This is a genomic window from Erwinia sp. GW821-FHT03D09 (assembly GCF_059420805.1).
Map to the genome: position 1 here is coordinate 73,505 of NZ_JBWKUK010000009.1, position 19,563 is coordinate 93,067.

Sequence of the window (19,563 nt, forward strand, 5' to 3'; positions counted from 1 at the left end):
GTATGAACGATAGCCGTCAGAAACAGTCAATCTGGACCCGAATCCATATTGATCCGATATTTTGCCTGATCATTGCCGCCCTGCTGATTTACAGTGCGCTGGTGATGTGGAGCGCCAGCGGCCAGGACCCGGGCATGATGGAGCGTAAGATTAGCCAAATTGCCATGGGCATCCTGGTGATGCTGGTCATGGCTCAGATCCCGCCACGTGTCTATGAAGGCTGGGCTCCCTACCTTTACATAGTCTGTGTCATATTGCTGATTGCCGTCGATGCTTTCGGCCATATCAGTAAAGGTGCACAGCGCTGGCTGGATTTGGGAATTGTGCGTTTTCAGCCCTCTGAAATTGCGAAAATTGCCGTGCCGTTAATGGTGGCAAGGTTTATTAACCGTGATGTCTGCCCACCAACGCTGAAGAATACCGCCATCGCGCTGGTGCTGATCTTTATGCCCACGCTGCTGGTCGCCGCCCAGCCAGACCTCGGTACATCAATTCTGATTGCCGCTTCCGGACTGTTTGTACTGTTCCTGTCCGGATTGAGCTGGCGCCTGATTGCCGTTGCCGTACTTCTGGTTGCGGCGTTTATTCCGATTCTCTGGTTCTTCCTGATGCATGATTATCAGCGCGATCGCGTAATGATGCTGCTGGACCCGGAAAGCGATCCACTCGGTGCCGGCTACCATATTATTCAGTCCAAAATTGCTATCGGCTCCGGTGGCCTGCGTGGTAAAGGCTGGCTGCACGGTACGCAGTCACAGCTGGAATTTTTGCCCGAACGCCATACCGACTTTATTTTTGCCGTACTGGCGGAAGAACTGGGACTGGTCGGCGTGCTGATCCTGCTTATACTCTACGTGCTGCTGATCATGCGCGGGCTGATGATAGCCGCACGCGCGCAAACCACGTTTGGCCGCGTGATGGTGGGAGGATTAATGCTGATCTTCTTTGTCTATGTTTTTGTTAATATTGGTATGGTCAGCGGTATTTTACCGGTGGTAGGGGTGCCGTTACCGCTGGTAAGCTACGGTGGTTCAGCACTGATAGTATTGATGGCCGGGTTTGGGATCATTATGTCGATTCACACCCATCGAAAACTGTTGTCGAAGAGCGTTTAAGAGGCATAGACATGCGTAAGGATTGGCTTTGGATTGCCCTGGCATCAGCCATGCTGGCAGCCTGCACCACTGATACAGAGCAGCAGGCTCCGGCCCCGCAGCAGCAGACTTACAATGGCCCGGTGGTGGAAATTGGCGGAGCAGAACCTCGCTATGAGCCGATCAATCCCGGTACCAGCCAGGATTACTCGGTGAATGGCAAGACCTACAAAGTCATCAAGGACCCTTCCAACTTTAGCCAGGTCGGCCTGGCCACCTCATACGGTGAAGAAGTCGGTGGAAATCGCACGGCCATCGGTGAAATCTTCGATCCCAACGCGTTGACCGCTGCGCATCCCACGCTGCCGCTGCCAAGCTACATTCGCGTAACCAACCTGGCAAATGGCCGGATGATTGTGGTGCGCGTTAACGATCGTGGCCCGTATACGCCAGACCGGATTATCGATCTTTCTCGTGCTGCGGCCGATCGTTTGAATACGTCCAACAATACTCGGGTGCGCCTCGACTATATTGCTGTAGCCCCTGACGGTACGCTCTCTGGCCCCGGCACAATTGGTACTACGGTAGCGAAACAAAGCTACGCCCTTCCCGCTCGCCCTGAAATTGGAGCAGGCCTGACGATGGGGAGCGGTGCAGCAATGTCACAACCGCAGACCTATGCCGCCCCGGCTGAGCAGCAGAACGTTCGCGCAGTGGATAACAGCACGCTGAGCAGCGATGACAATATTGGCGCGCCGGTACGCAGCGGTGGTTTCCTCGGTGCCGCGCAGCCATTGCGCAACGGCGTGCTGGAAGGCAGCGAGCCGATCAATGCGCCTGTCGCCTCATCAACTTCTTCAGCGCCACCGGCCATTGTTGCCGCAGCGGCAGCCTCGCAGCAACAGTCACAGCCCGCGTCCGGCAGCGGAAATTACGTGGTGCAGGTCGGCGCACTGAGCGATGGCACCCGCGCACAGCAGCTGGCCGACATCCTGGGCAAACAGTTTGGCGTCCGTGGCTCTGTTGACAGCCGCGGCAATGTTTATCGTGTACAGCTGGGGCGCTTTAGCTCCCGCCAGCAGGCTGCCGCATTACAGCAGCGTCTGGCAACTGAAGCCAACCAGCAGTCGTTTATTACCGTCGCACCAAATGCAATGTGATTCTGCCCGACCCGCCTGATTTAGCGCGGGTCGCTGTCAGAGGATTTTGCTATAGTGAGTCACTTTTTTTAACTTATCCAGGATGTTGTCGTTCTTAACATGAGCAATCTCACCTCTTCTCGACTGATCAAACGCCTGACGGTAGGATCGCTGATCGCCCTCAGCCTCAACGTTGTCGCCTACGCCGATGACGTAAACATTAAAACCATGATCCCGGGCGTCCCGGAAATTGATGCTGAAGCTTATGTCCTGATCGACTATAACTCCGGTAAAGTTCTGGCTGAGAAAAACGCCGATACGCGCCGCGATCCGGCCAGCCTGACCAAGATGATGACCAGTTACGTTATTGGCCAGGCGGTCAAAGCAGGTAAAATTCATCAGGACGATATCGTTACCGTGGGTAAAGATGCGTGGGCGACCGGTAACCCGGTATTTAAAGGCTCTTCGCTAATGTTCCTGAAGCCCGGCGACCGTGTTCCAGTTTCCCAGCTGACACGCGGTATCGTGCTGCAATCAGGTAATGACGCCTGCGTGGCAATGGCCGACTATGTCGCCGGTAGCCAGGATGCATTCGTTGGCCTGATGAATAACTACGTCAAGGCACTCGGTCTGCAAAATACCCACTTCCAGACGGTACACGGTCTGGATGCGGAAGGTCAGTACAGCTCTCCACGCGATATGGCGTTGATCGGCCGCGCGCTGATTCGCGATGTACCAGACGAATATGCGGTCTATCGCGAAAAAGAGTTCACCTTTAACAATATCCGCCAGATGAACCGTAACGGCCTGCTGTGGGATACCAGTCTGAACGTTGACGGAATCAAAACCGGTCATACCGACGCGGCAGGCTACAACCTGGTGGCTTCCGCGACCGAAGGTCAGATGCGCCTGATCTCTGCGGTAATGGGTGGACGTACCTATAAAGGTCGTGAAACCGAAAGTAAAAAACTGCTGACCTGGGGCTTCCGCTTCTTTGAAACCGTGGCACCGTTGAAAGCTGGCAAAGAGTTTGCCTCAGAGCCGGTCTGGTTTGGTAACAGCGATCGCGTGCAGCTGGGCGTGGAAAACGACGTCTATCTGACCATCCCACGTGGGCGGATGAAGGATCTGAAAGCCAGCTACACCCTGAGCAATACCGAACTGCATGCGCCATTGCAGAAAAATCAGATTGTAGGCAGCATTAACTTCCAGCTGGACGGTAAAACCATTGAGCAGCACCCGCTGGTGGTCCTGAACGAAGTGCCGGAAGGCGGTTTCTTCGGCCGCATCGTGGACTACATCAAACTGATGTTCCACCACTGGTTCGGTTAATTCCGTGCACGAAGGGACCGATCGGCGATCGGTCCCTGTGGGATAACATTTTGGCCACGCGCCTGTCCCTTGAAATTATCCCGTAAAATCCCCATATTGTTAGTATCTGTGAACTCCCGCAGCGACGGGGTTCCTTGTATGTGTTACCGGAGTCCATATGAAAACCAATCTTAAAGATCTGCTCGAATTCCCGACCTCTTTTACCTACAAAGTAATGGGGCTGGCACAGCCAGAGCTGGTCGATCAAGTGGTTGAAGTCGTGCAACGTCACGCGCCGGGCGACTACTCTCCGGACGTTAAGCCGAGCAGCAAAGGAAACTTCCATTCCGTTTCTATCACCATTACCGCCACGCACATCGAGCAGGTTGAAACGCTGTACGAAGAGCTGGGCAAAATAGAAATTGTTCGGATGGTGCTGTAACCCCATATCTGGTGCGGGCATACTGGTTCTTGCCCTGCACCAGCGCTATACTGCACTTCTGCTTTTCTAACCGGATCGTGCGTTTTGTCTCCTGAAACTCTGATTATTCGCCAGCTGGGTCTGCAGCCCTGGGCACCTGTCTCTCAGGCCATGCATCAGTTTACCGACCAGCGCAGCGAAGCCACGCCTGATGAAGTCTGGCTGGTGGAACACTTGCCGGTTTTTACCCAGGGCCAGGCCGGGAAAACTGAACATCTGCTTATGCCGGGGGATATTCCGGTAATGCAAAGCGATCGCGGCGGCCAGGTAACCTATCACGGTCCGGGCCAGCAGGTGATGTATGTGATGATTAATCTTAAGCGCCGCAAAGTGGGTGTACGCCAGTTAGTCACCGCGCTGGAAAAGACGATTATCGCCACCCTCGCCCATCTCGGCATTACCGCCAGCGCACGTCCCGATGCTCCCGGTGTTTACGTTGACAACAGAAAAATTTGCTCACTGGGTCTGCGCATTCGCAACGGCTGTTCGTTTCACGGCCTGGCGTTGAATATTGATATGGACCTCGCGCCGTTTCTGCGCATCAATCCCTGCGGCTATGCCGGCCTGGAGATGACGCACATTCATGCGCTGCGCCCTGGGGTCACGCTTGCATCCGTTCAGCCGTTGCTGATTGACAATTTTGCACGCCAGCTAGCAATTACCAACGTGCAATGGAGCAAAGAGTGTGATTTACCGCTAAAATGTGCGCTCTGATTTACAATTCTGTAACGCTTTCTCGCACTGGCGGGCTGTTTCTGTAAACGAGAGATGATATAATTTTTATGCTTTTTCAAAAAAATTTGAATTTACCCATACAATTTTACGTTGGAACAGACGGTCAGACAGGCTGATGTCCGATAGTTAAAAGGGTGTACCACAAACTCATTTAGTGTTTAGCGGGTAATTTCGCCGCAATCCAACCTGGAACTAGCAAGACTATGAGTAAACCGATTCTGATGGAACGCGGTGTTAAATACCGCGATGCAGACAAAATGGCGTTGATCCCGGTAAAAACCGTGATGACCGAACGTACTGAAATACTGCGTAAGCCAGAGTGGATGAAAATCAAACTCCCAGCAGATTCCAGCCGCATTCAGGGCATTAAAGCCGCAATGCGTAAAAATGGTCTGCATTCCGTCTGCGAAGAGGCTTCCTGCCCAAACCTTGCTGAATGTTTTAACCACGGCACCGCGACCTTTATGATCCTTGGTGCTATCTGTACCCGCCGCTGCCCGTTCTGCGACGTTGCCCACGGTCGTCCCCTGACTCCCGACAGCAACGAGCCGGGTAAACTGGCGCAAACCATCGCGGATATGGCGCTACGTTATGTGGTCATCACCTCCGTTGACCGTGATGACCTGCGCGACGGGGGTGCTCAGCACTTCGCCGACTGCATCACCGCCATTCGTGAGAAGAGCCCGAACATCAAAATCGAAACGCTGGTACCGGATTTCCGTGGTCGTATGGACCGCGCGCTGGAAATTCTCAACGCGTCCCCGCCTGATGTCTTTAACCACAACCTCGAGAACGTGCCGCGCGTTTACCGCCAGGTGCGCCCGGGTGCGAACTACGAATGGTCACTGAAGCTGCTGGAGCGCTTTAAAGAAGCGCACCCGGATATCCCAACTAAATCTGGCCTGATGGTCGGGCTTGGTGAAACCAACGAAGAAATCGTTGAAGTGATGCGCGATCTGCGCCGCCACGGCGTCACCATGTTAACGCTGGGCCAGTACCTGCAGCCAAGCCGTCACCACCTGCCGGTACAGCGCTATGTCAGCCCGGCTGAGTTTGATGAAATGAAGGCTGCGGCCATGGATATGGGCTTTACCCATGCCGCCTGCGGCCCGTTTGTACGCTCTTCTTATCATGCAGATATGCAGGCCAAAGGGCTGGAAGTGAAGTAATTCTGCTCTGCCAGCATAAAAAAACGGATGACAGGATCATCCGTTTTTTTTACCTGAACCCGGGGCTCACTCTTTACGAACGAGCTGTTCGGCCGGTTTATCTTCAGGCTCAGATTGCCTCGCAGCGGTGTCATCATCGCTCATCGCTTTTTTAAATCCCTTGATAGCAGCACCTAAATCACCGCCCAGCGTACGCAATTTATTAGTACCAAAAAGCAGGACGATAAGCGCGCCGACAATCAGCAGTTTGCCGATACTTAAACCTTCCATATCCACCTTCTTCGCGTTAAGCAGAGGGGAAAGTCCCCCTTATTGACTGATTTTAACGCGTGGGAACGGCGCAGGTGCAGCGGCAATCTGTAACAGGATACGACCCCATCAGCGATTTTTAACGGCCAGTTCCGGTGGGGAAAAGCGCCGATTGGCCAACACCGGCAGCGCCTGTCGCACGGCTATAATCCGTTGCGGGTCTACCTCCCCCGTTAGCAGCGCGGGGGACTCAGCCGCCCTGATAGTGGCAATACCGAGCGGATCGACCAGCAGACTGTTACCAATATTGCGCGGGCCGCACTCCCCGACTGCCAGCACGTAGCAGGTATTTTCCAGCGCCCTTGCGGTAACCAGAACTTCCCAGTGCATCTCTTTATGCGGGCCTCTCACCCACGCTGCAGGCAGCACCAGCAGCGAAGCACCGTCCAGTACCAGCCGCCGTGCCATCTCAGGGAAACGCAAATCGTAGCAGGTCATCAGCCCGACCTTGATACCATCGACATCAATCAGCGGCGGCAGCTCATCACCCGCACTCACGTTGCGGGACTCCTGCATGGCGAACGCATCGTACAGATGCAGCTTGTTATAGCGGGCGATAATCTCGCCGCACCGAATAGCGATCAGCGTATTGAACACCCGACCTTCACCATCAGGCACGTGCAGCGTTAGTATCGTCGTGAGCATGTTTTCCTGGCTGGCAGAGAGCAGCTGGTTAACAAACGGTCCATCCAGCGGCTGTGCCGAGCGCACACCCCAGTCAGGATCGCCGTTGTCCCGCGCCAGTACGGCCTCTGGCAGTACCAGCAGATTTGCCCCTTCACTCACCGCATCCTTCATCAGCCCGATACAAATATCCGCGTTTTCCTGCCATTCGCGGCGTACGGCAAACTGCCCGGCGGCAACTTTCATCGTTCAGCTCAGCTCCTTAACATGGTAGCGCGGTGACTCTGTGAATCCTTCGCGCAGATAAAAGGCGTTGGCTTTTTCGCGCCGCTCATGGCAGTGAACCTCCATGCGGTCACAGCCTCGGTCGCGGGCCAGTTGTTCTGCATACGCCAGCAGCTGCTGCCCGGCACCTTTGCTTCGTTCGCCCTCGGCGATACAGAAATAGCTGATACGGGCAAAATCCCCCGCCAGCGCCAGCTGAGGAATAAAATGCAGCGACAGAAATCCCAGCACCGTATTCCCCTGCTCAGCCATTAGCAAACGTTCGGTGTCATCCGCGATCAGCTGCGCCAGCCGTCGCTCAATAAAAGGAGCAGTACCCTCATAGCCCAACTCCGCCAGCAGCGCACTCAGGGCAAAAGCATCTTTTGGTTCGGCAAGACGAATATTCATCCACGCTCTCCAGACTAAGCCAGCTGTTAATACGATAAACGCTAACATAAAAAACCTGTCATTGTTTATAGCCTCAGCCCGGCTATCCCCGCAAGGGGCAAGATCACAGCCTAATGTTACAAATGCTGATAAGTGTAATCCTAAGTGAATCGGATGGAATTTGTCAGCACGCAGGACGACCGATTAATGTTTCCTTAATAATCTTTCGGCAGACTCAGCTCATCCCACTGTAAGAGGCGCTCAAGATGAACTGGCTTCCCCGCACCCCGATTGAAAGTCTTGCTATGCTACTGACCTGTTCCGCAGCAGTGGCCTGGTTGTTGCTATTTTTCTCACGTTAGAGTACAGCGATCCGGCTTATCAACCCTGTGCCGGGCCACCGTTATCACGCGCAAAACGCAGGTCTAATCTCAGACCACGATCTTCAGGCGAAAAAAAACCCGCCTGACGAGGCGGGTTTTAAAAATTCTGTCTGATAACTTAAATAGCGGCAACGTTAGCAGCAGATGGGCCTTTAGCGCCGTTGGTGATTTCGAACTCTACGCGCTGACCTTCAGCCAGAGTTTTGAAACCATTGCTCTGGATGGCAGAGAAGTGTACGAACACATCTTTGCTACCATCTTCAGGAGTAATGAAACCGAATCCCTTGGACTCATTAAACCACTTAACGCTACCTTTGATCTTAGACATCTATATTACCTTTACATGAAAAATGGACACTAAAACTGTGTCGGTATCTAGTACAGCAATTGCGAAGGCTTTTGTCCAGTAGACAATGATGAAAAAGTGATAAATATCGCCTTTTTTTAACATCACTCATTTTTATCGCACTTTTCTTCCGTTAAAACTGCCAACGGAGCCAGGCGAAATAAACATTACCGTTATTGTAGGTACCCGGAATATAGGTCATTTGAAATGACGCGGGGCCATAACCTACTGATGCAAGGGGTAATACTACGGGAATAGGAATATAATTCCAGTTATCGCGCATCGTCACCCCAGCAGTGAACCCTGCCCCCAGATGAAAGTTATCATCGGCCAGCGGCCGCCATGTTTTTTCCCACCCGTAACCCCCTATGGGCTCCCACTTGTTATAGGAATCTTTGAATGCCATCACGTAGAGGCCGTTCCAGTTACCCTGTTCGTTGTAGTGGCTGACCCCAAAGCCCGCTCCCCATGGACGCTCGTTATAACGATCGGTTTTATCTTTGTCATAGGTCCAGCGGTTATGCCAGGTAATAGCAGGAAGGTAGAGGTCCACGGTCTGCGGATCGTTCCATGTCTGGCTGAGGTTATCAGTCAAAGATTGCCATCCTTCGGCGACCGCATCGTTCAACTTAGAGGCCTGTGCGCCTGCTGAAAAAAGGCCATTCAGCAGCAGTAAAAAGAGATATTTCTTCAGGTTTACCATAATAATTCTCACTTCTCCCCGGAATGATTAAGAATCAACTTCCTATAAGGGCCCAAAATTTTGGCCCGGTCAACATTAGACTAATAATGTTAATTATAGCGTTTCAACTTAAACACACTATTAACTCCTGCTTTTTCTCTATCTCCCGCTGACAGGATGCCAGGTAAAAATTATAACATAATGATATAAATGAAAAAAATAAAAACCATCTTTCCTGTACTGGCTCAAAAAAACAACAACTTCAAGTTGGTTCTGACTGAAAGTAGCGTCTAACAGGCTCTCGTTAATCTCGTTCATTCTTATTTACTGGCAAAGTGAACAAAATTTACGCCAAATCATATAAATCATGATTAATTTACGAATCAATCACCAAAAAAAGATCAACAAACAGACGAAATTAAAATAAAATTAATAAAAATCATATTGTTAAAAGAAATGCGCACCAAAAAACCAATAAATATTATTTATGGATCTCTATCGGAAATTTGATAAGATAATTCTTATCAAGCAGAAGGCAGGGAGGCTGTAGTGATTAAAATGTTAAGGTGTGGACAATGTGGTAGTACAAAATTCTTCTTTACCGTAGGCAGCAACAGTGGTGGACATCACGGTGCCATTTGCGCCTGCTGTCGTAAACAGCTAAACAGCCAGGATACTGACGCAGGTTTATCCGTCCTTTCCAGAGCCTTATCCACTGCGCTTGCCGAAAAAGTTCTTAATCGGGCATTGAAAAAGCAGTAACCTACCCCGTTTGCACTCAACCTCGTGAGGCTTTAACGCGCATGAGAAAGCGATACTAATAGAATTAACTGGATGACTCGCATTTTGTCACAGTTTGAAAATATCATTCAGATCTTATAATTTCTCCGTGGATAAAAATACAATTAGTGCCTTTTAACGGGTGATTGAATGCCGAATTGTTTATGCGACAATCCCGTATATGTCTTATTTAGCCTGCTTATTATAAACTTCCTCCCGTTAATTACCTGAGCATTCTTTACGTCTGTTCAATGCCTTATTTATCAAATCAGCCGTCGGACGCTATATATGAAAAAGCAGGGATTATCCGGCATTATCCCGCGCACGGATTCACGTTGGGTTATTGTTTGTGATTTTGATGGCACAATTAGTTGTGCTGATGTTACTGATACATTAATGGAAAAGCTAGGTCATCCTGACTGGCAATTACTGGAGAAGCGCTGGATAAATGCCGAAATAGGTTCCAAAGATTGTCTGAGTGGGCAAATATCATTACTTGATGCTTCGCGCCAGCAGATAGACGCGTGCCTGGATCAAATCAAAATCGATCCTGAGTTCTGTCGGTTTGCCCGATGGGCTAAAGCCGAGGCGATACCGCTTTATGTCGTCAGCGATGGCCTTGATTATGCGATCGAACGTATCTTGCGCAACAACAATATTGCGGGTTTGCCGGTGATCGCTAACCATCTTGAACAGGTCAGCGACCGGGGCTGGCGTATCAGCTTTCCGCACTTTTCCCCTGACTGCCAGTATGCAAGTGGCACCTGCAAATGCCGGGTTGCGAAAATGTTAAACTCCGACAAGTTTATCGCCATTGGCGACGGGCGATCCGATTTTTGTGTGGCCTCCATAGCAGACCATGTGTTGGCCAAAAAAAGTCTGCTGACGCATTGCCAGAAGGCTGGAATTCCACATACACCATTTAACAGCTTCCGAGAAGCACGCTCGTGTCTTGAACGACTGATTAAAAAAGAACCACAGCTGATTTCATCTCAGGAGACCTCATGATCGCAAAGCACGACTATCTTCTGCCTGCCGGGCGGATCGGCGTGCTACTGATCCATGGGCTAACGGGAACACCCGTTGAAATGCGCGGCGTCGCTCGCGAATTTCATCGCGCCGGATATACCGTCTATGCCCTACAGCTTGCCGGGCACTGCGGTAGTGTTGAAGACCTCATAGCTACCCGTTGGCAGGACTGGTATCAAAGCGTAATCGACGGCGCTGAAATGCTTCGCAAACAGGTTGATTCGCTTTTCGTTTGTGGCCTCTCTATGGGAGCGGTTCTGGCATTAAAATATACTGCGTCTCACCCCAACGAGGTCGCAGGCGTACTGGCCTATAGTGTAACGTTTCGCTACGACGGCTGGAGTATTCCGCCGCTCTCGCGCTTTGCTGCGCCCTGGCTACTTCCGCTGGCTGGCATGCTCAATGTTGGTCGCCACAAAATGTTTAATGAAGAACCCCCTTACGGCATTCAAAACAAAGTGTTGAGAAAAAAAATTGCCGATAAAATGCAAGGTGGTAACAGCGCTGAAGCCGGTCTGCCGGGTAATCCATGGCCTTCACTCAACGAATTCTTACTGCTATCGCGAAACGTCCGCCGCAAGTTACACCATGTTCATACCCCCTGCCTGCTGTTGCATGCCAGCAATGATGATATTTCGCATCGCCGTAATGCCGAGCTGGTGCGTGATACCGTTAGTGGTCCAGTGGAAATGATACTACTCCCTAATAGCTATCATATGATTACCATCGATAACGATCGGCAGGAGTTATTTCAGCGCTCGATTGCTTTCATTCGTCGCTATAGTGTTAAAACAACGCTCTCGCTGGGTGAGGTGCTATGAGTCACCTCACCCTGATATTGTGGTTACTGAATATACTTGTAGACAGTCTGGGCCAGCTCTCATTTAAAGCGGCAGCAAGCGGTAGCGTCCACTATGAAGGACTGCAACAGTGGCGATATATGCTGCAGCGGCCGTGGCTTTGGTTGGGTATGGCATGTTACGTCCTGGAGTTTTTGCTCTGGCTGGCTTTCCTCACGCTCGTTCCTCTCTCTGTCGGCATGCTGCTTGGCTCAACCAGTATTGTCACTATTATGCTCGCCGGGCGGATTTGGTTTAAGGAATCGCTCACCCGCTGGCGCGTAATCGGTATTTTGTTGATTTCTTTGGGCGTAGCAATAATAGGAATTCATTGATGAAACGTTTCTACATTGTTGGTTTCCTCGCACTGATGATTTTCGACACGCTGGCTCAGATCAGTTTTAAGGCAGCGGCTATCCATGCTTTTCCGCTCACAATGGATTCCGCGTGGCTTTCACGTGTATTCAGCCATCCATGGATTTATGGCGCATTCGTCGGGTATGCCGGTGCATTTTTCACCTGGATGACGCTGCTGAAGTACGCGCCTATTGGACCGGCTTTTGCCGCATCCCACCTCGAAATAATCAGCGTCACTTTGCTATCAGTATGGCTCTTCGATGATAGCCTGACACTCATAAAAATAGTTGGCGGATTGCTGATTCTTACCGGAATACTCTTCCTGGCAAAAGGTGAAATTGCCCATGTAAAGGCTGATGCGGAACAGCAGGTACAATGAACTTTTCTTTTCTCCGGCGTCAGCTGCCGCCAACCGCAGGATTGCCGCTGCTCTGGCGCGATTTACGCCCACCTCGCGCTAATTTTTCAGCTCGCCTCGCGCAGGAGCTGGGTATTCCTCCGCCGCTGTTAACCTGCTCAGGTACTGCTGCACTGATTATTGCCCTGCGCACCTTACAACGGCGCCAGCCCAATCGACATCGCATTATTGTCCCCGCCTGGACCTGCCCGCTGGTAGCGCTGGCTGTGTATTATTGCCCTCCGCTCAAAATCGTCCCCTGCGATATGGAATTCGGTGGCATGAATTTCGACAGGGAGCGGCTGGCGCAGCTGTGTGATCCGCAAACGCTGGCTGTCGTTGTCACTCACCTTGCCGGCCGGGTTGCGGATACGACTACCGCGATTCAAATCGCAGCCGCCCACGGTACGGCGGTCATTGAAGATGCCGCCCAGTCGATGGGGGCTAAAAATGCCGGGGAAAGCGTTGGCCTGGCGGGAGACATTGGCTTTTTCAGTCTGGCGATGGGAAAAGGGTTAACGACGGCAGAGGGGGGAGTGCTGTTCAGCCACTCTGCTGAATTACAGAGAGAGATGGCGCAACAGATCGCCCACGATCTGCCCTGGCGTGCCGGCTGGGAACTGCGCCGAATCATCGAACTCTGGGGTTATCGGCTGATGTATCATCCCGACAGACTGGACTGGGTTTATGGCCGGCAGCTCCGCAGTGCGCTGAATCGTGGCGATGCGGTTACCGCCGTTGGCGATGACTTCACCGTAGACGATATCCCTTTACACACTCTGGGCAACTATCGTCAGCGAGTCGCCGCTGCTGCTCTGACTCGATTTTCGGCCTGGCAACAACAAAACAGCCTGCGGGCAAAGAGAAGAGTCGCCGAGCTCAGGCAGCTGGCTGGCGTAACGCTCCTGCAGGATGGACCGCGCCAACAGGGAGTGTGGCCATTCTTTCTACTGCTGATGCCTGACAGCGCCTCTCGCGACCGCGCGTTACAGCACCTTTGGAATGCCGGATTAGGTGTGACCCGGCTGTTTATTCATACATTACCCGGCTATCCCGCCGTTATGCCATTTTGCCTGCCCTCGCCCATACCCAACGCGGAAGATTTTGCCGCTCGTTCACTGAGCATCAGCAACAGTCACTGGGTTGAAGACGATGATTTCGCACTGATTGTTTCCACGTTACGCGCGGCATTAGCCGCCTGAAGCTCGCTGTACAAAAGTCAGCAGCTGTTGATTGAGACGGTTTTGCGAACTCTGCCATTCGGCAGCCTGACTGGCCGATATCAACGACTGACCATCGCCGGCGCTCAGCCAGCGTTTGAAGCGGCTGTGATACTCGCAGGATGAGACTTCTCCGGTGATATCCATCCCCACCAGCCGATTTGCACAGGCCTGAATCAGTAATTCCAGATGTTTTAGCTCAAAGCATCCCTGATCCCAATTGGTTTGCACCACCTGCTTGCTCAGGACATCTTTATCCAGTGACAGATAAACCGGACCGTCGCTTAGCTGACGTAGAAATGCCGACAGCAGACTATCCGGATGATCAAAACGGTGATTACACTCTTTCGCTCCCAACCAGTTAAGCCATCGGGTATCCACACCAATGCTCCAGTAATGCAGTTTCTTAGATAACAGGGGGCGCAGATGATTTTCCCAGGCGTGGCTCAGACTAATATCCGATGAACAGATACCCAGCACATGTATCTGACTAATCTGCGGTAAGCGGCTGGCATGGTAAACCCAGGAACCACAGTGGATGCCAAAGGGATAGAGCATATTATCCGGATGATTATCGCAGATAATAAGCTGCACCGGGCGGTCCGCAGGCAAACGCTGTAACAGCAAATAGGTGAGATGATGGTAGTCCCCACTCCCCGTGAATACGCAACCGTGGCGATCGGGTAACAGGGCCCGACTGGCAGTCATCAGCTTTCGCCAGTCGGCCCAGCAGGACCCAAAGCGAATTCGTTGCTGCCAGTCAGACAACGACAGTATCGTTACCCGATCCAACCCGGTCACCGAACCATCGAAGTCCAGCACCAGCGGCCGATCTTCTGCCATCAGGAAGGGGGAGGATCGGACCATTTTTTATCCCCCTCAAGATAGTGACGAAAATAGCGTACCACTCCCCGAAGGAGAGGATTGCGCACGCGCACCAGATGCCGGGTGAAGGTGAAGCTGGCACCGAGGCTGGCTTTGACCTCCGGGTCGGTCCAGCCCGCAACGTATTCCTGCAATCCCTGCTCGATGGCATACTCCAGATTGACAAACCAGCTGACAAAATAGAGGTTAAATTTCAGCGCCAGCGCATAGTCGAAGCCAATATATTTATCCACCAGCCTGCCCTGAAACTGATAGCAGAGGTTGAAACCGACCAGCCGACCTTCGTACCAATAACAGAACAGTTTTCCTGCACTGTGCCGATCGAGCAGCAAATGGTCAAAGAACTCGGCGCTAAGCAAATCAAAATGCACCTCACTCTGCTGCCAGACTGAAAGATAAAACTGGTAAAGCTGTGCGCGCCAACAAGGGTCCTCCAGGCGTTCGTCACCACAATGAATCACCTCAATGCGAAGCTCATCACGGCTGCGAAGCTTGCGGCGAAGATTACGACGCCGACTGCGGGACATACGGGCCAAAAACTCATCGGTACTGGTAAAATTAATTGGAACGACCGCCAGTGCCTGCCCTTCCACGCTGATATAACCTCGCGCCTCCGCCGCCGCTATCACGCGACGGCTGTAGTCGTTATCCGCTGCAGAAAGCAGCGGCGAGGCAATGGGAAGATCTTTAATAATGGTCAGAGAATGCTTATTACCGCAGTGGGTTTCAATCCACCTTAGCAACGCTGCCGGCTCCTGCTGGCGCGGCAGGCAGGCATATTCACTGGTCGTCGCGCCTATAAAGCAGGTATCCAGCGTGAGCCACTTCCGCCAGCCCGGGAAACCGGGCCAGCGAGCTAGACGCTGGCGCAGCGCGGGTTCAACGGTCGTTAACAGATCGAACCGGGTGGTGAAAATCGGCAGGCCGTTTTCGGCGATTCGCACCGTAAATCCTTCAGGCGGATGCAGTGCAAACGCCGAAATAAGCCCCGTCGGTTCCAACTGATTGACGTACCCGTCCTTCATCATATGCAAAGGATTACCGCTCACGTTTCGCCCGAACCAGCAGTTGATCCAGCAACACGATAGCCTGATCGATCTCAGCGCGGCTGATCTCAAGCGATGGCGCAAAGGTGATCACATTTTTGTAATATCCCCCCACATCCAGCACCAGTCCGGTTTTCTGCCCCTGATACTCCAGCGTACCGGAAAGACCAATATCCACCATCTTATCCAGCAGCGCTTTATCAGGCGTAAAACCATCAGCTCCGCAGAGTTCCGCACGCAGCGCCAGACCAAGACCGTCAACGTCACCAATCTCTTTATGCTGACTCTGTAGCGATTTCAGTCCTTCAAGGAAATAGGCACCGCTTTCCATGACCTGACGCTCATAATCTTTCTCAGCCAGCATATGCATCACTTCCAGGCCAACGGCGGTACCCAGCGGGTTCGAGGCAAACGTCGAGTGGGTGGAACCTACCGGGAAAGTGGTCGGATTAATCATCTCTTCACGCGCCCAGATACCCGCCAGCGGATTAAGCCCGTTAGTCAGCGCTTTCCCAAACACCAGCACATCTGGAGTAATGTCAAAATGTTCAACTGACCACAGCTTGCCGGTACGATAAAAGCCCATCTGGATTTCATCCACCACCAGCAGAATACCGTGCTGATCGAGTACCTTTTTCAGCGCTGGATAGAAGTTACGCGGTGGAATGACGTAGCCGCCGGTGCCCTGCACGGGTTCGATATAAAAAGCGGCGAATTCTGCCTGCTGCGCTTTAGGGTCCCACAGGCCGTGGTATTCGTTTTCAAACAGGCGGGCAAAATCGGCCACCAGTTTTTCCGCGTATTCTTCAGGTGTCATACCTTTCTGGCGGCGGAACGGATACGGGAACGGAATAAACTGCGCACGTTCGCCAAAATGGCCAAAGCGGCGGCGATAGCGATAGCTGGAGGTGATGGATGACGCACCCAGCGTACGCCCGTGATAGCCACCTTCAAAAGCAAACATCCGGCTTTTACCGTTGCAGAAATTTCGTACCAGCTTCAGGGAATCATCAACGGACTGCGAACCGCCAACGTTAAAATGAACTCTTCCCGGCAGGCCGAATTTACGTTCCATATCCTGAGCAATGATTTTTGACAGCTCGATTTTGGTGGGATGCAGATACTGGCTGGCCAGCTGCGGCAGTCGATCGATCTGACTTTTTAATGCATTATCGAGCCGGGTGTTAGCGTAGCCAAAATTTACCGCTGAATACCACATTTGCAGATCGAGATAAGGGGTATCTTCCGCATCATACAGAAAGCTTCCCTGACAGCGGTCAAATATTTTCGGGGGGTTAACGTAATGAACCGTATCGCCATATGAACAATACTTCGCTTCATCCTGCAACAGCTGCTCTTCATTAGACGTCATCATATCTCCTCGGCACTTTACTCCATAAAAGTTCTGCGAGTATATCCTGCAAAAAAAATATTTCAGCGCGTGCAGAGGGTATGTTGACGTTTAGTTGATAATTAAAATGGCCATATTTATTTCGTCATAAACCTTCGAGATAAAACAAAAACAAACAAATAGAGTTACAGTTTTAAATTAAAAAGGCACCATTAATTAAGATTAAATAATTTATCCATGCCGCCTGTAGAATACCAACAGGCGACAGAAACAAAAATCAGAAAATAAGTTTAAAGACACCGGTAATCGTTAACAGACCGACGATAAAAATAATTGCGATGGCCCAGAGAATAATTTTCATTCTTCATCTCCTTCAAAGGAAAAAAGCCACAGGACTCATCAGTAAGTCCCCGTGGCTTAAGTATAGAAGAAGATTATCGCTCCGCAGATTTACGCGTACAGCACCGCCGACAGCAGCCACACCAGCACAAAACCGGTCAGGCCCATCGCAGTGGTTAACACCGTCCAGGTTTTCAAGCCGTCGGCAACCGACAGGCCTAAATAGCGCGTCACCACCCAAAAACCGGCATCATTGACGTGGGAAAGTCCCAGCCCACCAAAACAGGCCGAAAGCGTGACCAGCACCAGCTGCATATCGCTCAGCCCGGTGACAGCCTGAGTTAATAACCCGCTGGTGGTCAGAATCGCCACGGTGGCCGATCCCTGCGAGGCACGCAGCGCCAGCGAGATCAGGAATGCTGCGGGGATCAGCGGTAGATTAATTGTTTCCAGCGACAGTGCCAGTGCTTTACCTACGCCGGATTCAACCAGCACCTTACCGAACGCGCCGCCCGCGCCGGCAACCAGAATCACCCCTGCCGAGCTGGGAATAGCGCGATCCAGCAGGTCGCTCAGCTTGTCACGGCTCCAGCCGCGACGCAGCCCCAGCAGCCAGGCGGAAAGCGCCAGCGCAATCAGCAGCGCAATCGCCGGCGTACCTACCAGCGTTAACACCTGACGAACGACGTTACCTTCAGGCAGTACGCTGTGTGCCAGCGTGCCCACCACAATCAGCACGATAGGTACGACGATCAATGAGGAAATTAGCCACGCGCCGGGAGCCTGCTCACCTTTCGCTCTCTGGCTGCCTTCTGGCTTTGCCAGCTGTAGCTGCTCCAGCACGCTGACCGACAGCTGATACTGACGACGGTTCATCGCTCTCGCCACGAAATAGCCCACCACGCCAACGGGAATGGAAACGGCTATACCCAACAGCATCAGCCAGCCCATATCGCTGCCTAACAGCCCCGCTGCCGCTGCCGCACCGGGATGGGTTGGCAGCGCCACGTGCACCGTCAGCATCACGCCAGCCATCGGCAGACCATATTTCAACGGCGAAACCCGGGCTACCTTAGTAAAACCATAAATCAGCGGAATAACGATAATAAAACCGACTTCAAAAAACACCGGAATGCCGAGAATAAAGGCCGCCATAGTCAGTGCCGCAACGGTACGCTTAATTCCCAGCGCCTGGGTAAAGCGCTGCGCCAGGGATTCTGCACCGCCGGAGCATTCAATAATTGCCCCCAGCATCGCACCCAGCACGATAATAATGGTTATCGAACCGAGCAGGCCGCCCATTCCGGCAGAAATCACCTTCATAATATTATCGGCAGGAATACCGGTGGCGATCGCAACCAGCAGACTGACAACCAGCAGGGCGACAAACGGATGCACTTTGGCTTTGATAACCAGCAGCAGCAAAATCAGTACGCTGACAACGGCAATGATTAATAACAGGGCGGTAAACATAATAAGCCTCAAGAAATATTTTTATTTCAGCACTTTAGAGTGCCGTTAGCAGCAGCTTTTTCCCTGGCATTTAGCCAGATTCAGGCAACAGAAACCCGACGCTGCGCAAAAAATGTGCAGCATGGTGAGTCGTAACGTCAGATTATTTCCAGGCGTCGAACCAGCCCAGGCCTTCCAGAGTAGTCGTGCGCGGGAAATATTCACAGCCGATCCAGCCCTGATAACCACTTCGGTCAATCAGATCGAACAGCCACGGATAATTCAGTTCACCCTCGTCCGGCTCATGGCGGTCGGGCGCAGAGGCAATCTGGATATGCTGATACTGACCGACGTAATCAGCGATAAGATGGCTCAGATTGCCATCCACCAGCTGAGCATGGAACAGATCGAGCTGGGTGAAAACATTTGGCCGATCAACACGCTTAACGATGTCCAGCGTCTGGTACTGACTGGAATACAGATAGTTCAGCTTGGTTTTCGGATTCAGCGCCTCAAGCAGCACGCGAATACCGTGCGGCGCAAAGCGGTCCGCGGCATAGCGTACATTTTCGATAAAGGTTTGGCACCAGGCTTCGCGGTCTGCTCCTGGCAGCACCACTGAGGCCATCACGTGGACCTGGCGGCAGTTCAGCGCCAGGGCATACTCCAGCGCGCGGTCGATATCGCGACGGGCATCGTCTTCACGCCCCGGGATCGCACAAACGCCCCACTCTCCCGCCGCCGCGTTGCCCGGTGCGGTATTAAACAGTACCAGCTCCAGTTGATTACGCGTCAGCGCCTCTTTCAGTACCGCAGCGTCATATTCGTAAGGGAATAAAAATTCAACGCCTTTAAAGCCAGCCTTCGCCGCCGCATCAAAGCGCTCAAGGAAAGGCAGTTCGTTAAACAGGGTAGACAGGTTAGCAGCAAACTTAGGCATG

22 protein-coding genes are annotated in these 19,563 nt (G+C 52.2%); 11 read left to right on the plus strand and 11 right to left on the minus strand.

All coding sequences use genetic code 11. The features are described from left to right. Positions 1–2: 2 nt before the first annotated feature. The 6 genes from mrdB (at position 3) to lipA (ending at position 5,929) form a co-directional block, all read left to right on the plus strand. Positions 3–1,115, plus strand: coding sequence for a peptidoglycan glycosyltransferase MrdB (mrdB, locus tag AC07U6_RS10690; protein ID WP_494761983.1), 1,113 nt, complete (start codon positions 3–5; stop codon positions 1,113–1,115). Positions 1,116–1,126: 11 nt separating this feature from the next. Beyond that, entirely contained in the window at positions 1,127–2,254 is a 1,128-nt protein-coding gene (gene rlpA, locus AC07U6_RS10695) for an endolytic peptidoglycan transglycosylase RlpA (RefSeq protein WP_494761982.1), read from the plus strand. 99 nt (positions 2,255–2,353) lie between these two features. Next, on the plus strand, positions 2,354–3,565 hold the full coding sequence (gene dacA / locus AC07U6_RS10700) for a D-alanyl-D-alanine carboxypeptidase DacA (protein ID WP_494761981.1): 1,212 nt from the start codon (positions 2,354–2,356) through the stop codon (positions 3,563–3,565). Between the two features lie 157 nt (positions 3,566–3,722). Next, complete coding sequence (gene ybeD / locus AC07U6_RS10705) at positions 3,723–3,986, plus strand: DUF493 family protein YbeD (protein ID WP_105591029.1); 264 nt, start codon at positions 3,723–3,725, stop codon at positions 3,984–3,986. 84 nt (positions 3,987–4,070) lie between these two features. Continuing rightward, entirely contained in the window at positions 4,071–4,739 is a 669-nt protein-coding gene (lipB, locus tag AC07U6_RS10710) for a lipoyl(octanoyl) transferase LipB (protein WP_494761980.1), read from the plus strand. Positions 4,740–4,963: 224 nt separating this feature from the next. Then, positions 4,964–5,929 carry a lipoyl synthase gene (lipA, locus tag AC07U6_RS10715; RefSeq protein ID WP_494761979.1) on the plus strand — a complete coding sequence of 322 codons (966 nt, stop codon included), beginning with the start codon at positions 4,964–4,966 and terminating at the stop codon, positions 5,927–5,929. Positions 5,930–5,995: 66 nt separating this feature from the next. Here the strand turns inward: lipA and tatE are convergent, their stop codons facing one another. From tatE to pagP, 5 genes are all read right to left on the minus strand, one after another. Further along, complete coding sequence (gene tatE, locus AC07U6_RS10720) at positions 5,996–6,199, minus strand: twin-arginine translocase subunit TatE (protein WP_494761978.1); 204 nt, start codon at positions 6,197–6,199, stop codon at positions 5,996–5,998. 108 nt (positions 6,200–6,307) lie between these two features. After that, positions 6,308–7,108 carry a deaminated glutathione amidase gene (locus AC07U6_RS10725; protein ID WP_494761977.1) on the minus strand — a complete coding sequence of 267 codons (801 nt, stop codon included), beginning with the start codon at positions 7,106–7,108 and terminating at the stop codon, positions 6,308–6,310. Between the two features lie 3 nt (positions 7,109–7,111). Beyond that, on the minus strand, positions 7,112–7,537 hold the full coding sequence (locus tag AC07U6_RS10730) for a GNAT family N-acetyltransferase (RefSeq protein WP_494761976.1): 426 nt from the start codon (positions 7,535–7,537) through the stop codon (positions 7,112–7,114). A 480-nt stretch (positions 7,538–8,017) separates the two neighbouring features. After that, complete coding sequence (gene cspE / locus AC07U6_RS10735; RefSeq protein ID WP_004156612.1) at positions 8,018–8,227, minus strand: transcription antiterminator/RNA stability regulator CspE; 210 nt, start codon at positions 8,225–8,227, stop codon at positions 8,018–8,020. Between the two features lie 151 nt (positions 8,228–8,378). Continuing rightward, a complete protein-coding gene (gene pagP / locus AC07U6_RS10740) occupies positions 8,379–8,948 on the minus strand; it encodes a lipid IV(A) palmitoyltransferase PagP (protein WP_494761975.1) in 570 nt (189 codons plus the stop codon). Between the two features lie 1,047 nt (positions 8,949–9,995). Here pagP and AC07U6_RS10745 point away from each other — a divergent pair. Genes AC07U6_RS10745 through AC07U6_RS10765 form a run of 5 tightly spaced genes read left to right on the plus strand, consistent with a single transcriptional unit; the run spans position 9,996 to position 13,531 of the window. Next, positions 9,996–10,715, plus strand: a complete 720-nt coding sequence (locus tag AC07U6_RS10745; RefSeq protein ID WP_494761974.1) for an MtnX-like HAD-IB family phosphatase — start codon at positions 9,996–9,998, stop codon at positions 10,713–10,715. Then, on the plus strand, positions 10,712–11,557 hold the full coding sequence (locus AC07U6_RS10750; RefSeq protein WP_494761973.1) for an alpha/beta hydrolase: 846 nt from the start codon (positions 10,712–10,714) through the stop codon (positions 11,555–11,557). Before AC07U6_RS10745 ends, AC07U6_RS10750 begins: the two co-directional genes overlap by 4 nt. Further along, positions 11,554–11,910 carry an EamA family transporter gene (locus AC07U6_RS10755; RefSeq protein WP_494761972.1) on the plus strand — a complete coding sequence of 119 codons (357 nt, stop codon included), beginning with the start codon at positions 11,554–11,556 and terminating at the stop codon, positions 11,908–11,910. The genes AC07U6_RS10750 and AC07U6_RS10755 overlap by 4 nt, the downstream gene beginning before the upstream one ends. Next, positions 11,910–12,311, plus strand: a complete 402-nt coding sequence (locus tag AC07U6_RS10760) for a DMT family transporter (RefSeq protein ID WP_494761971.1) — start codon at positions 11,910–11,912, stop codon at positions 12,309–12,311. Before AC07U6_RS10755 ends, AC07U6_RS10760 begins: the two co-directional genes overlap by 1 nt. Then, positions 12,308–13,531 carry a DegT/DnrJ/EryC1/StrS family aminotransferase gene (locus AC07U6_RS10765; RefSeq protein WP_494761970.1) on the plus strand — a complete coding sequence of 408 codons (1,224 nt, stop codon included), beginning with the start codon at positions 12,308–12,310 and terminating at the stop codon, positions 13,529–13,531. Before AC07U6_RS10760 ends, AC07U6_RS10765 begins: the two co-directional genes overlap by 4 nt. Here AC07U6_RS10765 and AC07U6_RS10770 read toward each other — a convergent pair. The 6 genes from AC07U6_RS10770 to AC07U6_RS10795 form a co-directional block, all read right to left on the minus strand. After that, complete coding sequence (locus AC07U6_RS10770) at positions 13,520–14,416, minus strand: arginase family protein (protein ID WP_494761969.1); 897 nt, start codon at positions 14,414–14,416, stop codon at positions 13,520–13,522. The genes AC07U6_RS10765 and AC07U6_RS10770 overlap by 12 nt on opposite strands. Next, on the minus strand, positions 14,392–15,378 hold the full coding sequence (locus tag AC07U6_RS10775) for a GNAT family N-acetyltransferase (RefSeq protein WP_494761968.1): 987 nt from the start codon (positions 15,376–15,378) through the stop codon (positions 14,392–14,394). The genes AC07U6_RS10770 and AC07U6_RS10775 overlap by 25 nt, the downstream gene beginning before the upstream one ends. Positions 15,379–15,472: 94 nt before the next feature. Continuing rightward, the gene (locus AC07U6_RS10780) at positions 15,473–16,855 is read right to left on the minus strand and encodes an aspartate aminotransferase family protein (protein WP_494761967.1); all 1,383 of its coding nucleotides are present in this window, start codon (positions 16,853–16,855) and stop codon (positions 15,473–15,475) included. A gap of 253 nt (positions 16,856–17,108) precedes the next feature. After that, a complete protein-coding gene (locus AC07U6_RS10785; RefSeq protein ID WP_456153892.1) occupies positions 17,109–17,192 on the minus strand; it encodes a small membrane protein YohP in 84 nt (27 codons plus the stop codon). Positions 17,193–17,281: 89 nt separating this feature from the next. Then, on the minus strand, positions 17,282–18,643 hold the full coding sequence (locus AC07U6_RS10790; RefSeq protein WP_494761966.1) for a GntP family transporter: 1,362 nt from the start codon (positions 18,641–18,643) through the stop codon (positions 17,282–17,284). Positions 18,644–18,785: 142 nt separating this feature from the next. Then, positions 18,786–19,562, minus strand: a complete 777-nt coding sequence (locus tag AC07U6_RS10795) for an HPr family phosphocarrier protein (RefSeq protein ID WP_494761965.1) — start codon at positions 19,560–19,562, stop codon at positions 18,786–18,788. Between the last annotated feature and the right edge of the window lies 1 nt (position 19,563).

Coding starts and splice junctions, on each gene's coding strand:
- mrdB (WP_494761983.1), top strand. CDS start 3: ATGAACGATAGCCGTCAGAAACAGTCAATCTGGACCCGAATCCATATT.
- AC07U6_RS10760 (WP_494761971.1), top strand. CDS start 11,910: ATGAAACGTTTCTACATTGTTGGTTTCCTCGCACTGATGATTTTCGAC.
- rlpA (WP_494761982.1), top strand. CDS start 1,127: ATGCGTAAGGATTGGCTTTGGATTGCCCTGGCATCAGCCATGCTGGCA.
- cspE (WP_004156612.1), bottom strand. CDS start 8,227: ATGTCTAAGATCAAAGGTAGCGTTAAGTGGTTTAATGAGTCCAAGGGA.
- AC07U6_RS10770 (WP_494761969.1), bottom strand. CDS start 14,416: ATGGTCCGATCCTCCCCCTTCCTGATGGCAGAAGATCGGCCGCTGGTG.
- lipA (WP_494761979.1), top strand. CDS start 4,964: ATGAGTAAACCGATTCTGATGGAACGCGGTGTTAAATACCGCGATGCA.
- pagP (WP_494761975.1), bottom strand. CDS start 8,948: ATGGTAAACCTGAAGAAATATCTCTTTTTACTGCTGCTGAATGGCCTT.
- AC07U6_RS10780 (WP_494761967.1), bottom strand. CDS start 16,855: ATGATGACGTCTAATGAAGAGCAGCTGTTGCAGGATGAAGCGAAGTAT.
- AC07U6_RS10790 (WP_494761966.1), bottom strand. CDS start 18,643: ATGTTTACCGCCCTGTTATTAATCATTGCCGTTGTCAGCGTACTGATT.
- AC07U6_RS10750 (WP_494761973.1), top strand. CDS start 10,712: ATGATCGCAAAGCACGACTATCTTCTGCCTGCCGGGCGGATCGGCGTG.
- AC07U6_RS10730 (WP_494761976.1), bottom strand. CDS start 7,537: ATGAATATTCGTCTTGCCGAACCAAAAGATGCTTTTGCCCTGAGTGCG.
- AC07U6_RS10785 (WP_456153892.1), bottom strand. CDS start 17,192: ATGAAAATTATTCTCTGGGCCATCGCAATTATTTTTATCGTCGGTCTG.
- ybeD (WP_105591029.1), top strand. CDS start 3,723: ATGAAAACCAATCTTAAAGATCTGCTCGAATTCCCGACCTCTTTTACC.
- dacA (WP_494761981.1), top strand. CDS start 2,354: ATGAGCAATCTCACCTCTTCTCGACTGATCAAACGCCTGACGGTAGGA.
- AC07U6_RS10745 (WP_494761974.1), top strand. CDS start 9,996: ATGAAAAAGCAGGGATTATCCGGCATTATCCCGCGCACGGATTCACGT.
- tatE (WP_494761978.1), bottom strand. CDS start 6,199: ATGGAAGGTTTAAGTATCGGCAAACTGCTGATTGTCGGCGCGCTTATC.
- AC07U6_RS10795 (WP_494761965.1), bottom strand. CDS start 19,562: ATGCCTAAGTTTGCTGCTAACCTGTCTACCCTGTTTAACGAACTGCCT.
- AC07U6_RS10765 (WP_494761970.1), top strand. CDS start 12,308: ATGAACTTTTCTTTTCTCCGGCGTCAGCTGCCGCCAACCGCAGGATTG.
- AC07U6_RS10755 (WP_494761972.1), top strand. CDS start 11,554: ATGAGTCACCTCACCCTGATATTGTGGTTACTGAATATACTTGTAGAC.
- AC07U6_RS10725 (WP_494761977.1), bottom strand. CDS start 7,108: ATGAAAGTTGCCGCCGGGCAGTTTGCCGTACGCCGCGAATGGCAGGAA.